The organism is Bradyrhizobium pachyrhizi (assembly GCF_001189245.1).
In the GTDB taxonomy this organism is placed as follows: Bacteria; Pseudomonadota; Alphaproteobacteria; order Rhizobiales; family Xanthobacteraceae; genus Bradyrhizobium; species Bradyrhizobium pachyrhizi.
The window spans coordinates 11557-33752 of the sequence record NZ_LFIQ01000052.1; the positions used below are offsets into that span (position 1 = coordinate 11557).

The 22196-nt window shown below is 65.6% G+C and carries 21 protein-coding genes; 15 read left to right on the forward strand and 6 right to left on the reverse strand.

Annotated features, from left to right (window positions below; all coding sequences use genetic code 11):
- The first annotated feature begins 58 nt into the window (after positions 1-58).
- Complete coding sequence (locus AKL29_RS09590; protein WP_050383979.1) at positions 59-2281, forward strand: acetate--CoA ligase family protein; 2223 nt, start codon at positions 59-61, stop codon at positions 2279-2281.
- Between the two features lie 98 nt (positions 2282-2379).
- On the opposite strand, the gene AKL29_RS09595 is transcribed toward AKL29_RS09590, so the two are convergent.
- Both AKL29_RS09595 and AKL29_RS40450 read right to left on the reverse strand, forming a co-directional pair.
- Complete coding sequence (locus AKL29_RS09595; RefSeq protein WP_050383980.1) at positions 2380-3141, reverse strand: S1 family peptidase; 762 nt, start codon at positions 3139-3141, stop codon at positions 2380-2382.
- 130 nt (positions 3142-3271) lie between these two features.
- Positions 3272-3547 carry a hypothetical protein gene (locus AKL29_RS40450; RefSeq protein WP_082190529.1) on the reverse strand — a complete coding sequence of 92 codons (276 nt, stop codon included), beginning with the start codon at positions 3545-3547 and terminating at the stop codon, positions 3272-3274.
- A gap of 28 nt (positions 3548-3575) precedes the next feature.
- Here AKL29_RS40450 and AKL29_RS09600 point away from each other — a divergent pair, with 28 nt between their 5' ends.
- The 10 genes from AKL29_RS09600 (at position 3576) to AKL29_RS09645 (ending at position 12837) form a co-directional block, all read left to right on the forward strand.
- A complete protein-coding gene (locus tag AKL29_RS09600; RefSeq protein WP_050383981.1) occupies positions 3576-4250 on the forward strand; it encodes a LuxR C-terminal-related transcriptional regulator in 675 nt (224 codons plus the stop codon).
- Between the two features lie 354 nt (positions 4251-4604).
- Entirely contained in the window at positions 4605-7052 is a 2448-nt protein-coding gene (locus AKL29_RS09605; protein WP_050383982.1) for a S8 family serine peptidase, read from the forward strand.
- Between the two features lie 172 nt (positions 7053-7224).
- Positions 7225-7416 (forward strand): hypothetical protein, encoded by a 192-nt coding sequence (locus AKL29_RS09610; protein WP_016842276.1) that lies wholly within the window; start codon positions 7225-7227, stop codon positions 7414-7416.
- A gap of 56 nt (positions 7417-7472) precedes the next feature.
- Positions 7473-7652, forward strand: a complete 180-nt coding sequence (locus tag AKL29_RS09615; RefSeq protein ID WP_016842277.1) for a hypothetical protein — start codon at positions 7473-7475, stop codon at positions 7650-7652.
- Between the two features lie 36 nt (positions 7653-7688).
- Entirely contained in the window at positions 7689-8030 is a 342-nt protein-coding gene (locus tag AKL29_RS09620) for a hypothetical protein (protein ID WP_152977495.1), read from the forward strand.
- Positions 8031-8127: 97 nt separating this feature from the next.
- A complete protein-coding gene (locus AKL29_RS09625) occupies positions 8128-8814 on the forward strand; it encodes a methyltransferase family protein (RefSeq protein ID WP_050383983.1) in 687 nt (228 codons plus the stop codon).
- Positions 8815-8983: 169 nt separating this feature from the next.
- A complete protein-coding gene (locus AKL29_RS09630; protein WP_157347913.1) occupies positions 8984-9616 on the forward strand; it encodes an HAD-IA family hydrolase in 633 nt (210 codons plus the stop codon).
- A 165-nt stretch (positions 9617-9781) separates the two neighbouring features.
- Complete coding sequence (locus AKL29_RS09635; RefSeq protein WP_028335270.1) at positions 9782-10099, forward strand: hypothetical protein; 318 nt, start codon at positions 9782-9784, stop codon at positions 10097-10099.
- Between the two features lie 309 nt (positions 10100-10408).
- The gene (locus tag AKL29_RS09640) at positions 10409-11356 is read left to right on the forward strand and encodes an AAA family ATPase (protein WP_021078095.1); all 948 of its coding nucleotides are present in this window, start codon (positions 10409-10411) and stop codon (positions 11354-11356) included.
- A gap of 104 nt (positions 11357-11460) precedes the next feature.
- The gene (locus AKL29_RS09645; RefSeq protein ID WP_050383984.1) at positions 11461-12837 is read left to right on the forward strand and encodes a vWA domain-containing protein; all 1377 of its coding nucleotides are present in this window, start codon (positions 11461-11463) and stop codon (positions 12835-12837) included.
- A gap of 15 nt (positions 12838-12852) precedes the next feature.
- Here AKL29_RS09645 and AKL29_RS09650 read toward each other — a convergent pair whose 3' ends face one another.
- On the reverse strand, positions 12853-13380 hold the full coding sequence (locus tag AKL29_RS09650; protein WP_244481872.1) for a hypothetical protein: 528 nt from the start codon (positions 13378-13380) through the stop codon (positions 12853-12855).
- Between the two features lie 88 nt (positions 13381-13468).
- Here AKL29_RS09650 and AKL29_RS42740 point away from each other — a divergent pair, with 88 nt between their 5' ends.
- Positions 13469-13846: a hypothetical protein gene (locus AKL29_RS42740; protein WP_160321726.1), complete on the forward strand. Its 378-nt coding sequence runs from the start codon at positions 13469-13471 to the stop codon at positions 13844-13846.
- A complete protein-coding gene (locus AKL29_RS09655) occupies positions 13828-15048 on the forward strand; it encodes a T6SS phospholipase effector Tle1-like catalytic domain-containing protein (RefSeq protein ID WP_050383986.1) in 1221 nt (406 codons plus the stop codon). The genes AKL29_RS42740 and AKL29_RS09655 overlap by 19 nt, the downstream gene beginning before the upstream one ends.
- 233 nt (positions 15049-15281) lie before the next feature.
- Here AKL29_RS09655 and AKL29_RS09660 read toward each other — a convergent pair whose 3' ends face one another.
- Genes AKL29_RS09660 through AKL29_RS09670 form a run of 3 tightly spaced genes read right to left on the reverse strand, consistent with a single transcriptional unit; the run spans position 15282 to position 19332 of the window.
- Positions 15282-17504 (reverse strand): xanthine dehydrogenase family protein molybdopterin-binding subunit, encoded by a 2223-nt coding sequence (locus AKL29_RS09660; protein WP_050383987.1) that lies wholly within the window; start codon positions 17502-17504, stop codon positions 15282-15284.
- Positions 17501-17992 (reverse strand): (2Fe-2S)-binding protein, encoded by a 492-nt coding sequence (locus tag AKL29_RS09665; protein WP_050383988.1) that lies wholly within the window; start codon positions 17990-17992, stop codon positions 17501-17503. Before AKL29_RS09665 ends, AKL29_RS09660 begins: the two co-directional genes overlap by 4 nt.
- Complete coding sequence (locus AKL29_RS09670) at positions 17989-19332, reverse strand: cytochrome c (protein ID WP_050383989.1); 1344 nt, start codon at positions 19330-19332, stop codon at positions 17989-17991. Before AKL29_RS09670 ends, AKL29_RS09665 begins: the two co-directional genes overlap by 4 nt.
- 131 nt (positions 19333-19463) lie before the next feature.
- Between AKL29_RS09670 and recQ the strand changes: the two genes are divergently transcribed.
- Together recQ and AKL29_RS09680 are read left to right on the forward strand one after the other, a co-directional pair.
- Positions 19464-21332: a DNA helicase RecQ gene (gene recQ / locus AKL29_RS09675; RefSeq protein ID WP_050383990.1), complete on the forward strand. Its 1869-nt coding sequence runs from the start codon at positions 19464-19466 to the stop codon at positions 21330-21332.
- Positions 21333-21476: 144 nt separating this feature from the next.
- Positions 21477-22175, forward strand: a complete 699-nt coding sequence (locus AKL29_RS09680) for an alpha/beta hydrolase (protein WP_028335262.1) — start codon at positions 21477-21479, stop codon at positions 22173-22175.
- Positions 22176-22196 lie beyond the last annotated feature (21 nt).

Below are 22196 nucleotides of genomic sequence, written 5' to 3' on the forward strand. Positions count from 1 at the left end.
TCACGGTGATCCGCCGTGGCCAGAGGAAACAAAGACAACAAGGATAAGGGCAGGCTCTATGGAAGCTTTCGCAAGCACCGCGTCTCATGTGTCCCACGAATGGGCGCCGCCCGCTGACGCCAGCGATATCGTCAAGAGCATCCACGCGATGCTGCATCCGCGCAACATCGTGCTGGTCGGTGCCACCGACAAGCCCGGCAATTACGCCGAACGGATCTGGAACAATCTGGTCAAGTACGGATATGCCGGCGGCCTTTATCCGATCAACGCCAAGCGCGAAGCGATCTGGGGCGTCACCTGCTACAAGGACTTCGCCAGCCTTCCCGAGAAGCCCGACCATGTGCTGGTGCTGGTGCCGGCCCGGTTCGCGGTGCAGGTGATCCGCGATGCGGCCGCGGCCGGCGCGCGCTCGGCGACCATCGTCACCTCCGGCTTCAGCGAGCTGCAGGATGAGGAGAGCCAGCGCCTCGCGGTCGAGCTGAAGCAGGCGATCAAGGAGACCGGGCTCGCCGTCACCGGCCCCAACTGCCTCGGCAATCTCAGCGCCGGCGAGAACCTGTTCACCAATATCGACGACCGCATCGTCACCATGGAGCAGGGCGCGGTGGCGATCGCCGGCCAATCCGGCGCGATCGTGATGGCGATCCGCCAGGCGCTGGAGGATCGCGGCGTCGGCGTCGGCTACATGGTCACGACCGGCAACGAATCCGGCCTCGAGACCCCGGACCTGATGAGCTACTTCGCCGCCGATCCGAGCATCCGCGTCATCGTGGTCTATCTTGAAGGCGTCAGGAACACGAAGGTATTCCGCGATGCCTGCAAGGCCGCGCGCGCCGCCGGCAAGCCGGTGATCGCGCTCAAGCTCGGCGCCTCCGAGGGCGGCCGCGCCGCGGCGATGGCCCATACCGGCGCGCTTGCCGGCTCGATCGAGACCTTCGATGCGATCTCGACCCGCGAAGGCGTGATCCGGGTGCGTGGGCTGGATGAACTGATCGAGACCACCGAGTGCTTCGTCCATGCCGATTCGCCGAAGGGCAATCGCCTCGCGGCGGTGTCGCTATCGGGCGGCAAGCGCGGCCTTCTGATCGACGCGTTCTATTCTGCCGGGCTGAACTTCGCGCCGCTGAGTCCGAACGCCTCGGAGCAGCTGGCGAAGATGCTTGGCCCCGGCAGCATCGTCGGCAATCCGCTCGACGCGGGCTTTGCCGCGGTGGTCGATCCCTCCGTCTACATGAAGTCGATCAAGATCATGATCGACGATCCCGACACCGATATCGTCATCATCGATGCCGAGCTGCCGAAGGCGCCGCACGAGCTGCGCGAGCGCAATCTGCGCATCGTCAACGAGATGGCCGGCCAGGCCAACAAGCCCGTGATCTATATCAGCGCGATGTCGATCGGCTTCACCGAATTCACCAAGGGGCTGCGCAAGTCGCTGCCCTATATCGCGGTCATGCAGGGCCTCGACCGCGCGGTCGGCGCGATCAAGTCGCTGATCGAATATGCCGGCCTGCGCAAGGAGGTGCCCGATATCGCCTCGAGCTCGAAGGCATCGGCGCGCGCGGTGCTGGAGAAGACGCTGAAGGCCGCCAACGGCGCCGCCGCGCTCGACGAGGTCGCCTCGAAGAAGCTGCTCAAGGCCTATGACATCCCGATCTCAAAGGAAGAGGTCGCGCAGACCGCGGCCGAGGCTGTGAAGATCGCCAAGAAAATCGGCTTCCCGGTGGTCGCCAAGGTTGTCAGCCCCGACATCCTGCACAAATCCGATATCGGCGGCGTGGTGCTGAATCTCGCCAATGCAGCCGAGGTGAAGAAGGCGTTCAACGACATCACCGCGCGGGTGAAGAAGCTGAAGGGCAAGCCGAAGCTCGAAGGCATCCTGATCGCGCAACAGGTCAAGGCCGACCTCGAGCTCGTGGTCGGCGCCTCGCTCGACGCCGAGATGGGCCCCGTCGTGCTGTTCGGCACCGGCGGCGTCGACATCGAGCTGATGAAGGACGTCGCGCTCGCCGGCGCGCCGCTCGACGCCGCCGAGGCCAAGGAGCTGATCGCCAGGACCAAGGCCGGGGTCAAGATGAAGGGCTATCGCGGCAAGCCCGCGCTGCACGAGCCGTCGGCAGTGAAGGCGCTGGTCGGTCTTTCCAACCTGATGGCCGACGCCAATGGCCGCATTGCCTCGATCGACGTCAACCCGTTCCTGATCAACAGCAAGCTCGGCGTCGCCGTCGACGGGCTGATCGTGCTGAACAACGCCGCCGCGAACAAGGCGGCGGGGCATTAGGCTCAATCGTCATGCGCGGGCTTGACCCGCGCATTCATCATCAGAAGTAAGTCGTTTCCGGATGGATTGCCGGTCAAACCCGGCAATGACAACCGTCGTCAGAAGCTCGCACCCCACTGCCGCGCGGTCTGCATCACCCAGTCGCGATAGAGTGTCAGCGGCGTCACGCCGGTGATGCCGCCGCAGCCGGCGGCGCCGTTCGGTCCCGTTGACCAGCTCACCACGCCGACGATTGCGGGGCCGCCTTGCTTGTCCTCGAACACCGGCGCGCCGGAATCGCCGGTGCAGGCCCCGAGCCCGTCGCGCACGCCCTGCCCGACCGGATCGACGAGACGGATCTGCAACGTGCCGGGCTTGCCGCTCGCGATCAGGCCGGCGACGCGGGTGGCGCCGCCGCTTTTGCCGTCACCGCGCACGGTGACGCCGACGCCTGCGATGGTGAAGCGGCCGCCGACCTGGATCGGAATGTTTGGCATGCCGAGCGCGGCGGGCACCTTGCCTGCGGCCGGCGCCGCGAGCTGCAGCAGTGCGACATCGGCGGTCGCGACATGATTGGCCATCGCCTGCATCCGGAAGCCGGGATGGATCGCAACCGTCCTGACGTCCTGCAGCTTCGGCTGCCTGTCCGCGCCATATTCGACGATCTTGTAATCGGCGCCGGGCTGCACGCAATGCGCCGCGGTCAGCACGACCTTCGGCGCGATCAGCGCGCCGGTGCAGAAATTGCCGCGCGAGCCGACGATGGTGACGACGGAGCGTGCAACGCCATCCGTCGACGGCGCGCCGCCGCCGACGATGGCCAGCGCCGGCGTCGCCGCCAACAGGCTGAGAAAAGCTGTCGCTCGAATCACGCTCGTCATGGAACCCTGTCGGTCGGCATCGGAATTGAGCCCATTCGAGGCGCGGCATTGCGTCGCTCGCACCAGGCTCTGGAGAACACGCAATATTGTACAGAGCATCCAGGCCTGCACGCGTCAATTGTCTAAATATCTAGGCGTCGATCACTACGCCGTTGAAGTCGCCGCCGGAATTCAGCACCGCCATCGCTTGCCGGCGCCACACATCGACGTCTTGTCGCGATACGCAACACCTCGGATCGCGCGCCGCGCGGCCCGACGATGTTCGAATGTGAACTGCGTCTCTTGATCGCCTGCATCGGAGCCGTAATTTCGGCGCGATACGAATACAACCTCCGGCAGCATATCGCATACTTACCTTCATGACTTTCTGGATGCCGGTGCCGTTGATCTCAACACGGCGTTCCATCCGCCATTTCGTTGAGTTAGAGGATAATATGAGGATAGCGATCGTCACGCCGATCAGGCTGTTCAGCGAGGGGCTTACCTCGAGTTTCCAGAACCACGCCGAGTTTGCGATTGCGGCGGCGGTGTCCGATCTCGCCGGCCTGCGCGAGACCCTCGAGGCCGGCAGCGTGAATGTCATTCTGATCGACGTCACACAGGGCATCGATCTCGATGAAGTGCGCGTGATCGCGAGCGAGCATGCGGATGTCGCGCTGGTGGCGCTCGGCCTCAACGAGGACCGGCGCGACGTGGTCCGCTGTGGCCGGGCCGGGTTCAGCGGCTACATCTCCCGGAACGCCAGCTTCGATGAGCTCTGCCGCGCGCTGTCGGACGTGGCATCGGGTCGGCTCGCCTGCAGCGCCGAGATTTCCGGCGGCCTGCTACGCGCGCTGTTCTGCATGGAACGTCAGACGGATACGATCGACGCGGACCAGGGACTGACGCGCCGCGAAGGCGAGGTTCTCAAGCTGATCGGACAAGGCATGTCGAACAAGGAGATCGCGCGCGATCTCAATCTCAGCCTTGCGACGGTCAAGCACCACGTCCATCACGTGCTGCAGAAACTCGGCCTGCCGCGCAGGGCACAGGCGATGCGACGGGTGCGCGAAGCGCCGTGGATCGCATCATCGGCAGCGATCCCCGATCGGTCCCGCGAGCTCGACTGACATCAACATCCTGAATTCCGTGTTCGGCCGACGCGCAGTCCCGTTCGCGCACCTGCGCGCAAATGCACGCGCATGTCTGCCCAGGCGCGCACAATCGTGCGGTGGGATTGGTCCCGACTAAACCCTTCGATCGATTGTTCGAGATGCAGGATCGATCTCATGGACCGATCGATCCGTATCGTCGGCTCGATCCTTTCTGATCCGCCGCGGCGAATAGGCCTTTCGCGTCACAGCTGCCACAACTGCTCCAACGCAACGACATGCCGTTCTGCTGGTTCGCTGCGTGAAAGCAAATTGCCGCGGAAGACGGATCGGCTGCACGGATTTGCGGGCAGATCAGTCGGGATTGATTTCATGAATCCAGTTGCCGACATCGCTGGCCTGGCTGCCTTGTGGCAGAGAACGTTGGGCGGCGACCCCGCGGTGAAGATCGCGATCATCGACGGCCCCGTCGATTTCAATCATCCTTCGCTCAGGCAGGCCCGCGTCGCCAGGGGCGGCGAGTTCGTCGCTCCGGCCTCGCCGATGATCCAGTCCGAGCACGGCACGCATGTCACGAGCGTCCTGATGGGTACGCCCGGCAGCCCGGTGCTCGGCGTCGCGCCGAATTGCAACGCGACCGTCTTCTCGATCTATCGCGAGGACACCTCCGGGCAGATCGAGCCGTCCTCGCAAAGCACCTTGGCACTTGCGATCAACCAGGCGCTCGCCGCCGGCGCCGACGTCATCAATATCAGTAGCGGCCAGCAATCCGCGACCGGCCAGGCCGACCGCATTCTGGTCGACGCGGTCCGCGCCTGCGAGCGCGCCGGCAAGCTGATCGTCGCCGCCGCAGGCAATGACGGATGCCGCTGCGTCCAGGTGCCGGGCAGCCTCGCTTCGGTGCTTGCGGTCGGCGCGTGCGATCCGGCCGGCAATCCGCTGCCCTTCAGCAATTTCGGCGACGCCTATCTCGAGAACGGCATCCTCGCGCCGGGCGAAAACATCGCCGGCGCCTCGCCGGTCCGCAATATCAGCCTGCGTTCCGGAACGAGCTTCGCAGCGCCGATCGTCACCGGCGTCGTCGCTCTGCTGCTCTCGTGCCTGCGCCAGACCGGACGCAAGGCCGATCCGCAAGCCGTCCGTGCTGCGCTGCTCGAAAGCGCAGTGCCCTGCCGCAGCGACGGCAGCGCCTCGCGCTGCCTCGCCGGACGGCTCGATATTCCCGCGGCTGTCGCCGCCCTGCTTGGCGAGCAGGCGGACGCCGTCATGCCGTCGGGTGCTACGGCCGCGTCTCCCCTCTTCCGGGGAGTGTCCGCGCGCCCTTTCGTCCAACCGTCATCCGCCGCTCAGCCAACTGCAACCAGAGAGGGTTCCATGGGAGATCTATCAGCAATGTCTGCACCATCGGCTCCGCGCATATTCGGGCCGGACGGCTCGGTCCTGCGCAGCAGCGCCGGGATCATGCCGAGCGAAGCGCAGCCTGCTGCGCCCGCAGCGCCTGCGGCCGCGCCCGTTGATCACGGCGTCGCCGCCGCGCCGATCGCGGCGCCGGCGCCCTATCCGTTTCACGCCCCCCATGCGGGCGGCGACCTGGTCTGGATGCCGACGCCGGCACCGCAGATCGTCATGCCGCCGATGATGATGCCCCAGATGGCGATGCCGGCGGCCGGCATGATGCCGCAGGCCTGGCTGCAGCCGCAGCAGCTGCCTGCGCTGATGCCGAGCAACGCGCTTCCCGTCGCGATGCCGCAGGCGCTGCCGATGTACGAAGCCCCCGCGGTTCGTACCAGCGAGAAGAGCTGCGGCTGTGGCGGCGGCATGCGTCCGCAGGGCGCCGCGGCGGAATCCACCGGACAGCTCGCGTTCCCGATCGGCCGGCTGTTCTACGATTTCGGCAAGGAGGCGCGCCTCGACTACTTCGTGCAGGCCATCGCCAATTGGCGCGACAGCCTGATCGGACGCGGCGATCCGGCGTTCGGGCCGGAGCGCGACCGCTCCGGCGATACCTCGGCGCCGTACAATCCGGCGATCATGGCGCGCTATCTGCTGAACCAGGCCGAAGGCGAGAGCGCGACACCGAGCGGATCCGGCAACAACTTCCCGGATGCCGATGCCATCATCTGGACGATGACGATCGACTCGATCCCGATCTATGCGGTCAAGCCGCTCGATGTGTTCGGTCTCGGATTCTTCGCCGCGCTGATCCTGGCGCTCTGGCATCAGGAGGTCTCGCATGACGATCCATCGAACACCCGAACCGTGGTACCGGCAGCGCGCGGCGGCGACGATACACCGCCGACCACGCCGCCGGCTTTCCCGCCGCGCGGCGGCGTTGCGCGGATCTCGATGGCCGGCTGGGTCGACAGCGCCAACACGACCAAGCTCCTGAACGGGACCGTGGTGCCGACGCTGGTGACCGACTGGCGCGGCTTCTACCAGTGGGATCTCTACACGCTGTTCGGACCCGATCCCGACACCTGGCCGGCCGGCGCGGAAGGCTTCCTCGAGCGGATCTACAACGAGTTCCGCAATGTCGGCCTCTCGCCGCAGGATCGCGCGCTGAACTATTCCGCGATGAATGCCTACAACACGCGGAAGATCTTTACCGACGTCGCCAAGAAGGGCTTGCGGCTCGATACCGTCGAGGTCGACCAGAGCGTCATCTGCCGCCCGGACTCGGTTTGTCACGACGTGACTTACCGCTTCTTCAATCCGACCCAGGTCCTGACCCAGGCGCGCGAAGTCTATCAGTACACGATCGACGTGAGCGACGTGGTGCCGGTGGCGGTCGGACCGCTGCGGCAGTGGCAGGTCTATTGACGCGATTGCTCCTCTGCGTCCGGAGGAGATCAGAACGTGGCGCGAATGCGTCACGTGGTCCAGGGGATCGACGCGATGAGCGATCCCCTGGGCGACGTCCAGCGACGGCTGCCCCGGTCGGTGTCCACCTCCCGTAGTTGCCGTCAATTCAAACCGAAAGAAGGAGCTGAACATGTACGCAAGGAACGACTTTGAGACCTTCGGCAGCGTGCGTAGCCCGATCCAGTGTGAGGGCATCGAGCGCGGACCGAAGCGGATTGCCGACGTGGCGACCAACGGGTCGGTCAACCCGCAGGGCTGGGGCGAAATCCTCGGCGGCGTCGCGCAGGCGCTGCCGGGCGTCCTCGGTGCTTTCGGCATCTGATCGCCAAACTCGGGGCCCGGCGATGTCGGGCCCCACCCATCCTCGAGGAGGCCGACATGATGCAGAAATCCACCGCCAGGAGCCCACAGCAACAGCAGCAGAACGGTCGCCGGATCGAGCCATCCGGCAAGATCGTCGTGTCGTCAGTGGTGAGCCACGCCTCGCTGATCGCCGCGATCAGCGACCGCAACCCGATCATCGCCAAACGCACCACATCCGACGAAGACAAATCCTGACGTCGTCGTCATCACCGAACCTATGGAGCCGATGCCATGGCAAAACCGCCCCGCAAATCCGGATCCGACAGCGCCGCCTCGCCGCCACCAGCGGAAGCACCTTCCGCAGCGTCACGCATGGCCCAGGCGCGGCGCCCGATGGAGGCCGCTCTGGTCGCCCGCCCGAAGATCGCCACCACCCCCACTCCGCCGACGACGCCGACCTATCTGGCGCCGCCGCAGGGCCCGGGGGCTCCGCAGCAGATGCGCCATGATGGCTCGCCGCATTCGGAGGAGCGGCTCAACACCGCGATGAAGATCCTGCTCGATCCCGCGGCGCGCGCGCTGCCGAGCAAGGTCTATTCCGGACAGGCGCGAAACTGGACGCGCAGGCCGTAATCGGCTTTGCGCGCCGAGCAGGCCGCGATCCGCAACCACGCACGCAACGGCCCGCCCGATCCGGCGGCGCGGCCGTTGCCGTTCGCCGGAGAGAAACATGAACGAGAACGGCAGTCCCCCTCGCATCAATCTGCGCCGCGCCGCCTTCACATGTGTGGGCCTCGGCACATTCCTGTTTCTCGCGGCCGGTACGCTGCGATGGGCCGGCGCCTGGACGTTCCTGGTCGAGATCACGATCGGCGGGCTGATCACCGAAGCCTGGCTCGCCCGGCACGATCCGGGGTTGCTGGCAGAGCGGCGCACCGCGCGCGACCAGGCGGGCTGGGACCGCGTCATCACGACGATCATGCCGCTGTTGTGGCTGACATGGCTGCCGCTGATGGCGCTCGACGCAGTCCGCTACCAGACATCGCTCGTCCCCTTCTGGTTGCAATGCGCCGGCGCCGTGATGATCGCGGCATCGTTCTACATCGTCTACCGGACCTACCGGGAAAACAGCTACGCCGCGCCGGTCGTGAAGATCCAGCGCGAGCGCGGGCATGCTGCGGTGACCACCGGACCCTACGCCTATGTGCGGCATCCGATCTATGCCAGCGGCCTCCTGACCTATGTCGGTACGCCGCTGCTGCTGGGATCGTGGTATGGCCTTGCCATCGTGCCTATCATGGCGGCGCTGCTCGGCTTGCGGTCGCTGATGGAGGAGCGGATGCTCACTGCCGAGCTCGACGGCTATGCCGAGTATCTCGCGCGGGTGCGCTATCGTCTGGTGCCGATGGTCTGGTGAGCTGGTTCCGCGTGGCGGATTTTGCCGCGAACTGGCGGCTTGCCTGATCGGCGGCAATTCCAATAAAGAAGGCTGGACGCGCGTTTCCCTGTTGTCCTGCAGTCGGCCGGACGATCCGAGGCGAAGCCGCCGCTTTGCAACGGGCAGGACTTTGATGGTCGACACTTTGATGATCGAGGCAGTGATCTGGGATTTCGGCGGCGTCTTGACCACCTCGCCGTTCGAGGCGTTCGCGCGCTATGAGACCGAGCGCGGCCTGCCGATCGACATCATCCGCCGCACCAACGCCGCCAATCATCTCGAGAACGCCTGGGCCAAGTTCGAGCGCGCCGAGATCGATATCGAGGCGTTCGACGCGCTGTTCGCTACGGAATCGAAGGCGCTCGGCGCCGAGGTGCGCGGCAAGGACGTGCTGCCGCTGCTCTCCGGCGACCTGCGCCCCGAGATGGTCGAGGCGCTGAAGCGCATCAAGGCGAACTTCAAGACCGGTTGCATCACCAACAATCTGCCGGCGAACGCGATCGGCAGCCGCAGCGGACGCACGCTTTATGTCGCCGAGGTGATGGCGCTGTTCGACCACGTCATCGAGTCCGCGAAGATCGGCCTGCGCAAGCCCGACCCGCGAATCTACCGGATGATGGTGGAGACGCTGCAGGTAAACCCGAAGAACTGCGTCTATCTCGACGATCTCGGCGTCAATTTGAAGCCGGCGCGCGAGATGGGCATGACCACGATCAAGGTCGCGAGTGCCGCGCAGGCGATCGGCGAGCTTGAAGCCGCGACCGGCCTCACGCTGAGGTGAAGCGGGCTACGCGCCTATTCATGCCGCATTCACGCGGCGGCTTCTAATTGTCGGCCTCCCCCGGGTCACGGCGCGATCGCATCGTGACCCCTTTCCTGGTCTGAGCATGACGTTCCGGAAAACCGACGTCCGCTTCTCCGGATCATGCCTGCGGAGGCACTTCCCATGAAACGTCTTGTCGTCGCCCTTGTCTCGGCTGGTTCGCTGCTGATCTCGGCTGCAGCGCTCGCGCAGACAACGCCGGCCCCCGCAACAGCGCCGGCGGCAGCTCCCGCGCAACAGAGCGCGTCGACGGCGGCGCCCGTGCCCGGCGCGAAGCGCGCGGCCTGCCAGAGCGCGGCGAAGGCGCTGAAGGGTCAGGAGCGGCACGACCAGATGCAGCTCTGCATGGCGCAGGCGCATCTCGACTGCCTGAAGCAGGCGATCGACCAGAAGATCACGGGCCCGCAGCGCAAGGATTTCGTGAAGAGCTGTTCGGGTTGACGGTAGCCGGGCTACGAGATTCTTCTCCTTCCCCCTGAAAGGGGGAAGGTCGGGATGGGGGTCGGCCGACGCCGGTGTTGATTGAGAGAGCAGATCCCCACCCGCTTTGCTCTGCGAGCAAAAAGACCTCCCCTTTTCAAGGGGAGGTTCGAACTACACGCTAACAAGCGTAGCCCGTATTGCGCTTGGCGGAAATACCCCGGAACCATGCGCTAACCCCATGCCTTTGCGGGCCAAACGAGCCTTGTGCTTTGCCGGCAACGAGCGCAGAACAGGTCCGAGTTCAAGGCAAATCCGGAGCTGATCCTCGTGGCTGATACCAGGCCCACCGCCTCGATCGAGGCCGTGGAAAGCGGCCTCGCCGCGCAAGGCTATATTGCGAGCCGGCAGATCGCGACTGCGGTCTATCTGTCGCAGCAGATCGAAAAGCCGATCCTGGTCGAGGGCCCTGCCGGCGTCGGCAAGACCGAGTTGGCGAAGGCGATCGCCGCATGGCGCGGCATGAAGATGATCCGCCTGCAATGCTATGAGGGCCTCGACGAGGCCAAGGCGCTGTATGAGTGGAAATACGCCAAGCAGCTGCTCTACACCCAGATCCTGAAGGACAAGCTCGGCGAGGTGCTCGGCGGCGCTCAGTCGCTGGCGGCGGCGCTCGACCAGCTCCACACCTTCGGCGACGTGTTCTTCTCCAAGGAATTCGTCGAGCCACGGCCGCTGTTGCAGGCGCTGGAGCAGCCGGCCGGCTGCGTGCTCCTGATCGACGAGATCGACAAGTCGGATGCCGAATTCGAATCGCTGCTGCTGGAAATCCTCTCGGACTTCCAGGTCACGATTCCCGAGCTCGGCACCGTCTCCGCGGTGGCGCCGCCGACCGTGATCCTGACCTCGAACAGCGAGCGCGATCTTGGCGACGCCTTGAAGCGGCGCTGCCTGCATCTGCACATCGGCTTTCCCGAGCAGAAGCTGGAGGAGCGTATCGTCGAGAGCCGGGTGCCCGGCATCTCGCAGACTCTGCGCAAGCAAATGGTCGGCTTCATCCACGAGATCCGCTCGCTGGACCTGAAGAAGCTGCCCTCGGTCAGCGAGGCGATCGACTGGGCGCGCGTGCTGGTGCTGCTGCAGGCCAGCGAGCTCGACCACGAGATCGTCAAGGACACGCTCAACGTGCTGCTGAAATACGAGGCCGATATCGAGGCCGCGACGCCCCAGATTTCGTCCTTCATCGCCAAGGCGTCGCGCCAGGGCGTGTTCAGCTAGAGCATGATCCGGAAAAGTGTGAAGCGGTTTTCCGATCAGACCATGCTCAAGGAAGGAGCTAAAGCGCGATGACAATTCAATCCAATTTCATCGCGCTTTAGAACATGCGCGAGAACCTGCATCGCTTCTTTCGTGCGGCGCGGGGAGCCGGGGTCCGGGTCTCGCCCGCCGAAAGCATCGATGCGATGCGGGCGGTCGCCCAGGTCGGCTTTGCCGATCGTGATATCCTGCGCGACACCTTCCTGCTGACGTTGGCCAAGACCCAGGACGAGAAGCGCGCACTCGGCGAATGCTTCGATCTGTTCTTCAGCCAGCCCGAGCCGCAGCAGGAGAACGCGGAGCAGAGCAAGACCGACGACGGCAGCGAATCCGACGCCAACCCGTCGGCCGACGAGCATGGCGATGTGTCGGACGACGGCGCCAGCGAGAATGTCGGGCCGCTGGCGCAGATGCTGCTGTCGCAGGATCGCTCCGCGATATCGAGCGCGATCGCCAACGCCTCCGGCGCCGCCTCGCTGCCAGATATCCGCTACTTCACCCAGCGCGGCATCTTCCAGACCCGCATCCTCGACGCGATGGGGATCCAGCGCCTGCGCGACGACATCGACGACCTGACCACGCGCAATCCCGCGCTCGCCGAACGGCTGCAGGAGGCGCTCAACGGGCTGCGCGGCACCGTTCGCGATGCGGTCTCGCAGGCTCTGCTGCTGTACGGGCGCGAGGAAACGGAGAATCTGCGCAACGAGATCCTGCGCAACGCGCCGCTGGCGCGGATCGAGCCGCGGCAGGTCGAGCAGATGCGCGCGCTGATCCGCCAGATCGCGCGCCGGCTGCGCGAGCGCTACTCCAAGCCGCGCAAGCGCCAGCGCCGCGGCCATCTCGATGTCCGCCGCACGCTGCGCCGCAACGCGGCCTGGGGCGGCGTCCCCTTCCTCACCGCCTGGAAGCGCAAGCATCGCGACCGGCCGAAGATCGTCGCGCTGTGCGACGTCTCGGGCTCGGTCGCCCGCGTCTCGGACTTCTTCCTGCTCCTGATCCACAGCCTGCACGAGGTGGTGGACGATGTCCGCTCGTTCGCCTTCTCGGGCCACCTGATCGAGGTCAGCGACATCCTGGAATCGAAATCGCCGGAAGAGGCGATGAAGGAGATCATGTCCAAGGTCGGCTTCGGCTCGTCCGACTACGGCAATTCCTTCGCCGATTTCGAGGACAACTGGATGAGCGCGATCACGCCGCAGACCACGGTGATCGTGCTCGGCGACGCCCGCAGCAACAATCTCGATCCGCGCGCCGATATCCTGCGCCGTATCGGCGAGCGCTCCAAGCGGCTGGTCTGGCTCAACCCCGAAGGCCGCATGGTCTGGGGTTTTGGCGATTCCGAGATGCCGCGCTACGCGACCTTCTGCAGCGTGGTGCGGCAATGCGCGACCGCGCAGCAGCTCGAGCGTGCCGTGTCGGATATCGTCGCGACGTATCAGTAGGCCGCCGGCCGCGCTTTAGATGGCAAGCGACTCGCCGTGGAACAGCCACCCGACGAACGCAGCCAGTGTCAGCGCGATCGAGGCGAAGATGCCGACCAGCTTGATCGTCGTGATCGCCTTCAGGATCGAGACAGACCGCGCCGCCGCATGCGGGTCGCCGTGCAGCAGCAGCCATGCCAGGAGACAATCCTCGATCAGATCGCTGAGTAGGTACACCGCCGGCACGACCAGGCCGAGCCACGCCGCGGACGGATAGATCCGGCTGAGCCAGTGCGATGACGCCGCGCCCATCGCGCCCGCCAGCGCCAACATGACGATCAGATCGAACGGAAACAGGATCGGAAAGACATACTTCATCCGCAAATCCGACTGCACCAGCTCGCCAAGCTGGTCGCCGGTGTAGCTCAGCGTCTTCTCCGGAAAGCGGGTGCGGAACCTGCTTGCGAACACGCGATCGGAATAGCTGCCAACCCACCAGAACAGTCCGAACGCCGCCACCACAAGTCCCGAGAGAATGGCCGTCACGAGAGCTTGAGGGCTCATGCCGACCTGTTCCTGTTGTTGTTGAGGAAGCGGCGGCAGGCCGCAGGAAAGATGATCGCGTGCACCGCGGAGTCCCTGAAAGGGAGAAATGTCGACGCATAAAGCAATGATCGACGAGCAGATTTCCATCTTTTCCGAAGTGTTGCAATTGAATTCTGGGAGCGCCATTGGCGGCCGGCCCAAAGCATCGCAAACGGAATTGGATCTCTCATGGCCGGGCATCCGCGAGCTGAAGCGACGCCGTCCTTGGCGCAGCTTGGCTGGCCGTGGCGAGGTTCAATTCGATCCAACGGCAGGCAACGCCGACGCGCATCGCGCTTCGGCGTCCCGGCACCACCGGCGGTCACGCCGCCGCCATAGAACCGTCTTCAATTGGAGATTGAATTTTCACCGCGTTCTGCCGTACATAGAGACCGCGAATTTTCACGGCGGCCGCGGGGGCAACGGATGCCGAAGGATATTGTGATTTGCTGCGACGGCACCGGCAACGAGATCGGTGACAATATCTCCAACGTGCTGAAGTTGTTCCGCGTCGCCGACAAGAATGACCGACAGCGGATCTATTATCATCCCGGCCTCGGCACCGTCGGCCTGCAAAACGCCTGGGGCCGCTTCAAGCAGCAGATGCGCGGCCTGTTCGGGCTGGCCTTCGGCGCCGGTCTCGACCAGGACACGCTCGGCGCCTACCTGTTCCTGTGCCGAACGTGGGAGCCCGGTGACCGGGTCTGGATGTTCGGCTTCAGCCGCGGTGCCTACACGGTGCGCGTGCTCGCGGCCTTCGTCCATGTGATGGGCCTTCTGCCCGTCGACCAGCTCGACCTCGCGAGCTACGCCTTCGGCACCTACAAGAAAGCCAGCTCCGACGCCCAGAAGTCCGACGGCACATTCGACTATGCTCCGTTGAAGGAAGCCTGGCACTTCAGCCAGATTGCCGGCGGCCGCAACATCGACGTCGAGTTCGTCGGGGTCTGGGACACCGTGGCCTCGATCATCGTGCCGCGACAGGACAATTTCCTGTTCGACTTGCAGACGCTGCTGTTCACCCGCACCAATTCCAGCGTCAAACGGTTCCGCCAGGCGATCTCAATCGACGAGCGCAGGCGCATGTTCCGGCTCAATCGCTGGATAGAGCCGCAGAAATTTCGCTCGGATCCATTCGATCCGGCGACGGAGGTGGAGCAAGACATCAGCCAGGTCTGGTTTGCCGGCGTGCACTCCGACGTCGGCGGCGGCTATCCGGAGGACCAGAGCGGACCGTCAAAGTTTCCGCTGATCTGGCTGCTCGAGCAGGCCAAGGCGGCCGGGCTGCACATGAATCAGGCGCTGATCGATCATCTCGCCTGGGGCATGCCGTTGCCGCCGCACAAGCACGACTATGTGCCGCCGAGCGCGACCGCTCCGCTGCACAATTCGCTGACCGCCGCCTGGGAAATCCTGGAATGGATTCCGAAGAGCGACAAATGGAAGGAATGGCCGGAGCGGAAATCCTTCCTCGGCTTCTATCTGCCGATGGGCGAGCCGCGGCCGATTGCGGATGGCGCGACCATCCATGCCTCGGTGCTGGAACGCATGGAGAAGGATCCGGCCTACAAGCCGATCAATATACCGAAGACCTACAAGGTCGAGCCGATGACGCCGCCCCCGGCGCCACCCGCGCCGTCGGCCTGAAGACCAGAATGAATTTGCTTTGGATCGGACAGTCCTCTGCTTCACCTCGCCCCGTGGGCGGGGAGAGGTCGGAACGCATCGGCAGATGCGTTCCGGGTGAGGGGGAGTCTCCGCAAAGGCAGCTATCACCCTACACGCGGAGAAGACCCCACACCCCAACCCTCTCCCCGTAAGCACAGGGAGAGGGAGCGCAGCGCCGTCGCTTTGGGTATTCGACCTGTTCTCATCACGCATTACGCGTCGATCGCGTCCTTGATCCGCTTGCGGCTGAGCGGCAGGTCGCGCAGCCGCTTGCCGGTCGCGTGCGCGATGGCATTGGCGAGCGAAGCGGCGGCCGGGCCCTGCCCGGTCTCGCCGCTGCCGAGAAACGGCTGGCCGGGACGGTTGATGATGTGGACGGCGATGCTGTCGGGCACCGCATTGAAGCGCAGGATCGGGTAGGTCTGCCAGTCGATGCTGGTGATCCTTGTCTCGTCGAAGGTGACGCTTTCATAGAGCGTCCAGCTCGTCGACTGCACGATCGCGCCCTCGATCTGGTTGGTGATGCCGTCCGGATTGACGACCTGGCCGGCATCGACGGCGGCGACCGCGCGCACCAGCCGGGCCCGCCCGGTTTCGCGATCGACCTCGACCTCGGACGCGATGGCGCAATAGGCGGCGAGATTCTTGTAGCGTGCAAACGCGAAGCCGTAGCCGCGATTTCGCGGCGGCTGCTGTCCGCGCGTCCAGCCGAATTCCTCCGCGGCCTTCACGACCACCGCGCGGCCACGCTGATCGTCGAGATGCCTGAGACGAAACTCGACCGGATCGGCGCCGGCGAGAGCGGCCAGTTCATCCATGAAGCTCTCGGTCGAGAACACGTTGTGATAGGCGCCGAGCGCGCGCATCGCGGAGATCCGCAGCGGCATCGCGGGGATGAAATGATGCATCACGTGCGCGTTCGGAAAATTGTAGATCGGGATCGCGTTGCGGTCGCCGCCCCCCTCCGGCAGCGGCAACGGCTTTGGTGCCGGCACCGCGAATGATCGCGCCATGTGCTGGGCCGCAAGCAGCGCGCCGGCGCCGCCCGGCCGCATCGAATGGGTGTTGCTCCACACCGCAAAATTCCAGTCGGCAATCTTGCCGTCGGCCGTGAGCGACGCGCTCAATTTCGTCACCATCGCCGGGCCATAGGGCTCCCAGCCGTGCTCCTGCTCGCGCATCCACTGCACCCGAACTGGGCGCCCTGGCAGCGCCCGGGCGATCAGCGCGGCGTCGGCCGCGGCATCGTCGGCGCCGTTGTGGCCGTAGCAGCCGGAGCCTTCGACATGGATCAGGCGGACGCTGGCGGGCGCCATGCCGAGCATCTCGGCGATCGCCTGCCGGTCGGGATAGACGCCCTGCGTGTGCGTCCATACCGTCATCGCGCCATCGATGAATTGCGCGACCGCGCAGGACGGCCCGATCGAACCGTGCGACTGGTAAGGCCGCGTGTAGGTCGCTTCGAGCGACCGCGCGCCGCTCACCGTGGGATCGCTACGCTGCAAGATCGCGAAATCCTGCGACGGCAGCGCGGTCAGCACGTTGGCCAGATCGTGCTGGTTCGGCAGCTTCGCGCTCTCCCGCCACTTCGCCGCCGCGGCCAGCGCGTGCATGGCCTTGACCGCCGAAAACTCCTTCTCCGCCACCACGGCCAGGAAGTTGCCGTCGCGCACGATTTGAATCACGCCGGGCATTTTCTCGATCGCGGCCGTGTCGCATTCCACGAACTGCGCGCCGTAGCTCGGCGGGCGTACCACGCGCGCATGCACCATGCCGGGAAGCCGCATGTCCTGCACATAGGCCGCGCCGCCCGTGACCTTGGCAGGAATGTCGACGCGCGGCACCGGCTGGCCCATCACCTTGAAGCCCGCCGGATCCTTCAGGCTCGATGTCGGTTGCGCCTGGACGTGCAACATGTCCGAGGCGACAAGCTCGCCATAGCCCAGACGCCGTCCATCGGGAGCGATGACGGCCGCATTCTCGGTTCGCAGACCGTCGGGCGGCAAGTCGAAACGCCTTGCTGCCTCCGCCACCAGCAGCGCACGCGCTTGCGCCGCCGCATGCAGGATCGCCGTGCCGCTGTCCTGCATCGAATGGCTGCCTGACGTATAGCCCTCGTTCGCCGTGAGTTTGGTGTCGGCGGTGATCACCTTCAGCGCATCGAAGGGAATATCGAGCTGCTCGGCCGCGATCTGCTGAAACGCGGTGCGGAATCCCTGGCCGAGTTCGGCCTTGCCGGTAAAGGCCGTGACCTGGCCATTGGCATCGATGCGGATCCAGGAATCCAGATTGGGCGATTTCGCCAGGCTGCCCGGCAACGCGGGGCTCTGCGGCTTCTGCTCCTGTGCGATCGCGCCGCGCAGCGAGAAACTGACGATCAGCGCGCCACCGCCGGCCAGCACGCTGCGGCGATCGAGAACCACCGGCGCGGTCATCGGATGCTCCTGTCGCTTGCGGCGTCGGCCGTATCCATCAACCTGGCGGCGCGATGCACCGCGCGCAGGATTCGCATATGGGTGCCGCAACGGCAGAGATTGGGCTCCAGCTCGGCACGGATCTGCGCATCCGACGGCTTCGGGTTGCGCATCAGCAGCGCCTGTGCGCGCATCATCATCCCGGCGATGCAGTAGCCGCACTGCGCCGCCTGCTCCTCCATGAAGGCGCGCTGGATCGGCGCCGGCGTGGCCACGGTGCCGAGCCCCTCGAGCGTCGTCACCTGCTTGCCCTCGACCAGGACCAGCGGCGTGACGCAGGACAGCACGGCCTTGCCGTCGACGATCACCGTGCAGGAGCCGCATTGCCCGAGCCCGCAGCCGAACTTGGCGGCATTGAGCGCCAGATCATTGCGCAACACATAGAGCAGCGGCGTATCCGCCTCCGCATCGACCTGATGATCCCTGCCATTGACCTTCAATGTCATCATGGCTTGCCTCGCTGTCTGGATTCCGCTGGCGTGTCGCGCGCCGCAAGCGACGTCGCCTGCACCGCGCGCGCATCGCGCTCCGCCTTGTCGAGATTGGCCCACGCCGGCCGCTTGCCGAACCGCTCGCGCAGATAGGCCGTGAGCGCGACCATCTGCGTATCATCGATGCTGGCGGCAAAGCCCGGCATGATCGGGCTGCGCTCGCCTTCGATAGCGCCGACGCCCGACAACACGATATTGAGGAGGTTGCGCGGGTCGGGGCTCGCGATCGCCGTGCTGAGCGCGAGATTGACGCCACCATAAGGCAACGCCCGGCGGCCCTCATGGCAGGAGGCACACGCGGCGGCATAGATCGCCGCACCGGCCGCATGGGTCTGTGCCGCATCATCCGAAGACGATTGTGCGACGACGTCGGCTGGCCGTTTGCGATCCGGCGCCAGCGCGCCCGAGATATCGGCCATGTACACGGCGATGGCCCGCACGTCGCCGTCGGGCACCGTCGCCAGATTACCGACCACTTCAGCCATCGGCCCGCGCGCGGTGCCATGATCGGCCTGCCATCCGTGGCGCAAATAGGCGTAGAGCGCATCGGCGGTCCACCGCACCGGGGCGTGCGAGGTGTCGTTCAGCGCGTAGGCGTGCCAATTGTCGACCTCGCCACCGGAGAACTGCGCATTCACCCGCTCGGCGCCGAGCGCGTTACGCGGCGTGTGGCAGGCGCCGCAATGCGCGAGCCCCTCCACCAGATAAGCGCCGCGGTTCCATTCCGCGCCCTTCGCCGAGTCCTGAAGGGCATCGCCGCTGCGCAGATACAGCAGCTTCCACCCCGCGATCAGCAGTCGATAGTTCAACGGAAACGAAAGCTGATTCGCCGGCGGCGACGCGTGGACCGGCTGCCGCGTCATCAGGAACGCATACAGCGCCCGGTCGTCCGCATCCGAGACGTTGGTGAAATGGTCATAGGGAAAGGTCGGGTAGAGATGCTGGCCATCGCGAGCCACGCCCGAGCGCATCGCGCGGACGAACGCCTCCTCCGGCCAGCCCCCGATGCCGGTGTCGGCATCCGGCGTGATGTTGGATGAGAAGACGATGCCGAACGGCGTTGGAACCGGGAGCCCGCCGGCATAAGTCGCGCCGGCCTGCACGGTATGGCAGGTGTTGCAATTGCCGATCGCGGCGAGTTCGCGGCCGCGCTTGACCAGATCAGGGTCGAAGGTATCGGCCCGCGGCGGCGCAATGGCGGCAATCTGCGGCCGCCAGGCGACGGCAAGGGCTGCCGCCGCGCCCGCGACCAGCACGATCGCGGCAATGCCTGTGATGATCCGCAGCTGACCAGTCATGCTGAATTGAGTTTGTTGTTGGGACGTGTATTAACACCTTTCGTTCCGGTATCGTTCGGCCAGAAGACCTCGATCACCGCCTGTTGACCTCAAGGAATCCTGAAAATCCCAAAGGGATCGCGCAAGGGATCATGACCGCCCAGCCCGCCCTCGATCGCGCATCCGGCCCGTCTCGCGATGCGCTGTCCGTGCTCAGTTCCGTGTTCGGCCTGTCGGGCTTCCGCGGCGCGCAGGAAAACATCATCCGCCACGTCACCGATGGCGGCAATTGCCTGGTGCTGATGCCGACGGGCGGCGGCAAGTCGCTGTGCTATCAGCTGCCGTCGCTGCTGCGCGACGGCTGCGGCATCGTGGTATCGCCTTTGATCGCGCTGATGCGCGACCAGGTCGCGGGCCTCACTGAAGCCGGCGTCAACGCCGCGGCGCTGAACTCGACGCTGTCCTATGAGGAAGCCTCCGAGGTCGAGCGACGGCTGCTCGCGGGCGATCTCGATCTGCTCTATGTGGCGCCGGAGCGGCTGCTGACGCCGCGCTGCCTCAATTTGCTTGGCCAGGCGCAGATCGCGCTGTTTGCGATCGACGAGGCGCATTGCGTCTCGCAATGGGGCCATGACTTCCGCCCGGAATATATCGGCCTGTCCGCACTCGCCGAGCGCTTCCCCAAGGTGCCGCGCATCGCGCTGACCGCGACCGCGGACGCGCTGACCCGAAGGGAGATCGCCGAGCGGCTGCAGCTTACCGGCGCACCGCAATTCGTCGCGAGCTTCGACCGGCCCAATATCCGCTACGAGATCGTCGACAAGCAGAATGCGACCACGCAGCTGAAGAACTTCATCAAGGAGCGGCATGCCGGCGACGCCGGCGTGGTCTATTGCCTGTCCCGCGCCAAGGTCGAGGATGTCGCGGCGGCGCTCAGCGAGGCCGGCATTCCGGCGCTGCCCTATCATGCCGGGCTTGATGCCGGCGTGCGCGCCCGGCATCAGGACCGCTTCCTCAACGAGGACGGCCTCGTGATCGTCGCCACGATCGCCTTCGGCATGGGCATCGACAAGCCCGATGTGCGCTTCGTCGCGCATCTCGATCTGCCGAAGAGCATCGAAGCCTACTACCAGGAGACCGGACGTGCCGGCCGCGACGGCAAGCCGTCGGCGGCATGGATGGCCTATGGCCTGTCCGACATCGTGCAACAGCGCCGCATGATCGATGAATCGACCGGCTCCGACGCCTTCAAGCGCGTCTCGGTCGGCAAGCTCGACGCGCTGGTTGCGCTAGCTGAAACGGTGCATTGCCGCCGGCAGCGCCTGCTCGGCTATTTCGGCGAGACCCGCGCGGAGGAAAGTTGCGGCAATTGCGACAACTGCCTGACGCCGCCGCGCGTCCGCGACGGCAAGGTGCTCGCACAAAAGCTACTGTCCTGCGTCTACCGCACCGGGCAACGTTTCGGCGCCATGCACCTGATCGACGTGCTGGTCGGGCGGCTCACCGAACGGGTCAAGCAGTTCAACCACGACCAGCTGTCGGTGTTCGGCATCGGCCGCGAGCTCAACGAGAAGCAATGGCGCGCGGTGCTGCGCCAGCTGGTGGCGATGGGCCATCTGCGCGCCGACAGCGACGCCTTCGGCGCGCTTGTTCTGACCGACAGCGCCCGCGGCGTGCTGAAGGGCGAGACCGCGGTGATGCTGCGCGAGCAGCCGGAAGGCGCGCGCAACCGCGCAGTCCGCGGCAAGTCGCGCCGCGGCGAGCTCGCGCCCGCGGCCGACAGTCCGGGTGGCGTCGCAAATCCCGCGTTGCATGCGGCGTTGCGCGCCTGGCGCTCGGACGTCGCGCGCCAGCGCGGCGTGCCGGCCTATGTGGTGCTGCACGATTCCACCATCGACGGCATCGCCGCGATGCGGCCGGACACGCTGGGCGAGCTGCGCAACATCGCAGGGATCGGCGACAAGAAGCTCGAGCATTACGGCGACGAGCTGATCCGCATTGTGAAATCCACCGACGGCTGAACAGCCCGTGTCGACGACTGCCGCCTGTTGGTGACGACATCGTGACACCGGCGCGACGCGGCCGTGCTTTGTCTCGTTGACGGCCGCTGGACGCCCACTCATGCTGACCACGTTTCCTTAACTCATTGACCAGAGGAGCCGAACATGAGCAGCAAGCCGACGATCGTTCTGGTTCACGGATTCTGGGGAGGCGCGGCGCACTGGAGCAAGGTGATCGTCGCACTCTCGCGCAAGGGGCACACCGGTCTGCAAGCGGTCGAGATGCCGCTGACCTCGCTCGCCGACGACGCCGAACGCCTGCGCAAGATGGTCAAGCAGCAGGCCGGCCCGACGCTGCTGGTCGGCCATTCCTATGGTGGCGCAGTCATCACCGAAGCCGGCGATCTGGCAAACGTGGTCGGCCTCGTTTACATCGCGGCCTTCGCGCCGGACGCCGGCGAGAGCCCCGGCGCCATCACCGCGGGCCTCCCGCCGGCGGCGATTGCCAATGTCGCACCGGATAGCGACGGCTATCTCTGGATCAAGCCTGACAAGTTTCACGAGAGCTTCTGCCAGGATCTGCCCGCCGATGAAGCGCTGGTGATGGCAGTCACGCAGAAGGCACCGCTCGCCAGCACGTTCGGAGACAACGTCACCGCGCCGGCCTGGAAAAAGAAGCCGGTCTGGTACCAGATTTCCAGCGAAGACCGGATGATCAACCCCGACAACCAGAAGCGGATGTCGGAACGGATGAAGCCCCGCAAGATCATCACGCTCGCCGCCGGCCACGCCTCGCTGGCCTCGAAGCCGGACGAGGTGACCGCCTTCATCGACGAGGCCGCAGCCAGTCTGGCAAATGCGTAAGCACGCGAGTTGTCCTGACAT

Excerpts from the sequence above, each read along its gene's own strand:
- recQ (WP_050383990.1), top strand. The coding sequence starts at position 19,464 with ATGACCGCCCAGCCCGCCCTCGATCGCGCATCCGGCCCGTCTCGCGAT.
- AKL29_RS09595 (WP_050383980.1), bottom strand. The coding sequence starts at position 3,141 with ATGACGAGCGTGATTCGAGCGACAGCTTTTCTCAGCCTGTTGGCGGCG.
- AKL29_RS09630 (WP_157347913.1), top strand. The coding sequence starts at position 8,984 with ATGATCGAGGCAGTGATCTGGGATTTCGGCGGCGTCTTGACCACCTCG.
- AKL29_RS09605 (WP_050383982.1), top strand. The coding sequence starts at position 4,605 with ATGAATCCAGTTGCCGACATCGCTGGCCTGGCTGCCTTGTGGCAGAGA.
- AKL29_RS09650 (WP_244481872.1), bottom strand. The coding sequence starts at position 13,380 with ATGAGCCCTCAAGCTCTCGTGACGGCCATTCTCTCGGGACTTGTGGTG.
- AKL29_RS09600 (WP_050383981.1), top strand. The coding sequence starts at position 3,576 with ATGAGGATAGCGATCGTCACGCCGATCAGGCTGTTCAGCGAGGGGCTT.
- AKL29_RS09620 (WP_152977495.1), top strand. The coding sequence starts at position 7,689 with ATGGCAAAACCGCCCCGCAAATCCGGATCCGACAGCGCCGCCTCGCCG.
- AKL29_RS09625 (WP_050383983.1), top strand. The coding sequence starts at position 8,128 with ATGAACGAGAACGGCAGTCCCCCTCGCATCAATCTGCGCCGCGCCGCC.
- AKL29_RS09670 (WP_050383989.1), bottom strand. The coding sequence starts at position 19,332 with ATGACTGGTCAGCTGCGGATCATCACAGGCATTGCCGCGATCGTGCTG.
- AKL29_RS09635 (WP_028335270.1), top strand. The coding sequence starts at position 9,782 with ATGAAACGTCTTGTCGTCGCCCTTGTCTCGGCTGGTTCGCTGCTGATC.
- AKL29_RS09665 (WP_050383988.1), bottom strand. The coding sequence starts at position 17,992 with ATGATGACATTGAAGGTCAATGGCAGGGATCATCAGGTCGATGCGGAG.
- AKL29_RS09645 (WP_050383984.1), top strand. The coding sequence starts at position 11,461 with ATGCGCGAGAACCTGCATCGCTTCTTTCGTGCGGCGCGGGGAGCCGGG.
- AKL29_RS09660 (WP_050383987.1), bottom strand. The coding sequence starts at position 17,504 with ATGACCGCGCCGGTGGTTCTCGATCGCCGCAGCGTGCTGGCCGGCGGT.
- AKL29_RS09590 (WP_050383979.1), top strand. The coding sequence starts at position 59 with ATGGAAGCTTTCGCAAGCACCGCGTCTCATGTGTCCCACGAATGGGCG.
- AKL29_RS40450 (WP_082190529.1), bottom strand. The coding sequence starts at position 3,547 with ATGGAACGCCGTGTTGAGATCAACGGCACCGGCATCCAGAAAGTCATG.
- AKL29_RS09680 (WP_028335262.1), top strand. The coding sequence starts at position 21,477 with ATGAGCAGCAAGCCGACGATCGTTCTGGTTCACGGATTCTGGGGAGGC.
- AKL29_RS09610 (WP_016842276.1), top strand. The coding sequence starts at position 7,225 with ATGTACGCAAGGAACGACTTTGAGACCTTCGGCAGCGTGCGTAGCCCG.
- AKL29_RS09615 (WP_016842277.1), top strand. The coding sequence starts at position 7,473 with ATGATGCAGAAATCCACCGCCAGGAGCCCACAGCAACAGCAGCAGAAC.
- AKL29_RS42740 (WP_160321726.1), top strand. The coding sequence starts at position 13,469 with ATGTCGACGCATAAAGCAATGATCGACGAGCAGATTTCCATCTTTTCC.
- AKL29_RS09655 (WP_050383986.1), top strand. The coding sequence starts at position 13,828 with ATGCCGAAGGATATTGTGATTTGCTGCGACGGCACCGGCAACGAGATC.